Annotated in this window: 1 protein-coding gene and 1 pseudogene; one reads left to right on the top strand and one right to left on the bottom strand. The window is 60.4% G+C overall.

Annotated elements, in window-relative coordinates:
- Window positions 1–247: 247 nt before the first annotated feature.
- Window positions 248–455: pseudogene (locus P0D73_RS46410) on the top strand (integrase core domain-containing protein); the annotation flags it as partial.
- 9 nt (window positions 456–464) lie between these two features.
- Here the strand turns inward: P0D73_RS46410 and P0D73_RS46405 are convergent.
- Window positions 465–1,337, bottom strand: an 873-nt coding sequence (locus P0D73_RS46405; protein ID WP_408321327.1) for an IS3 family transposase, incomplete at its 5' end; no start/stop codon positions are given.

Here is a 1,337-nt window from a genome sequence, read left to right as displayed (position 1 = left end):
GCCCATAGTGGACAAGTCAACCCCGATGGGCAAATGGCCGGCTCCGGCCGAAATATACTGGTAGATTATCCCGCAGATCTCTTAGCGAACCAGCCATTCGGGTGTCGGCTTCGTAGGATGGGCGAGCGGCAACCACTGGCCGGCCGAAAAGCTGCCGCTGGCGCAGGGCGAATGATTTCGACCGGCGGCTTACGGCGAGGGAGCTAGACCCGTACAGTCGACCGAATACCACGAATGCGAACTGTAGCTGGCCGTCAAGAACATCGGCCACATGCACAAAGACGAAGTTACCGCAAACCAACGGCATCGTCGGGCGCCTGCACAAGACCATGCTCAACGAGTTCTATCGTGCGGCGTTTCGCAAGAAGATCTACGCATCGGTCGACGCGCTGCAGACCGATCTTAGCGCGTGGCTTGAGCAGTACAACCACGAGCGCGAACATCAGGGTCGATGGTTGTAGTGGTCAAGTTATTTCGGACAGGCAGATAGGTTCTTTCACTGTCGGTTTCGCCTCGTAGGCAGCGGGCGACAGATAGCCCAAGGTCGAATGTAGGCGTACGGCATTGTAGAAGCCGACGATGTACTGGTTGATGTCGCGCCGTGCCTCGTCGTGGTTGGCGTACTGACGCTGCCACACGCGCTCCATTTTCAGGTTCAGGAAGAACCTCTCCATCACTGAATTGTCCCAGCAATTTCCCTTGCGGCTCATGCTGCAAACCACGTGATGCTGCTTCAGCAATGCCTGGTACTCGTCACTCGCATACTGGCTGCCCCTGTCCGAATGCAGGACCAGCCCCCGCGCTGGCCGACGCTGCTGCAGCGCCATGGTCAGTGCCGACATGACCAGTCCGGCCGGCATGGTGGGAGCCATAGACCAGCCGACTACCTTGCGTGAGAACAGGTCCAGCACGACCGCCAGATACAGCCAGCCCTGCGCCGTGCGGATATACGTGATGTCCGAAACCCACGCGCGATTGGGCTCGGCCACATCAAACTGGCGGTCGAGCACGTTCTCCGCCACAGGTAGCGTATGCCTGCTGTCGGTCGTCGAGACGAACTTGCGCTTCCAGCTCGTGCGCAGGCCTGCGTCGCGCATCAGCGTACGCACCCGGTAACGACCAATACGTAACCCTTGCTCCCGCAGCGCATGCATCACACGCCGGCTGCCATAGCTCGCGCCGCTGGCGGCGAATGCTGCCCTGACGTGGGTCTGTTCCTGCAGGCTCCTTGCGCTCGGCCTGGCACGCCGGTGTGCGTAGTAGCCAGAGCGGCTCACCCGCAAAACCCGGCAGGCGTCACTGACCGATACGGCCTCCTGTTGCAAGTGATTTACCAA

Origin of the sequence: Paraburkholderia sp. RL18-101-BIB-B (genome assembly GCF_046026985.1) — a bacterium.
Classification (GTDB): Bacteria; Pseudomonadota; Gammaproteobacteria; order Burkholderiales; family Burkholderiaceae; genus Paraburkholderia.
The sequence above is the reverse complement of the archived record's forward strand: the minus strand, read 5'-3'. Positions and strand labels throughout refer to the sequence as shown.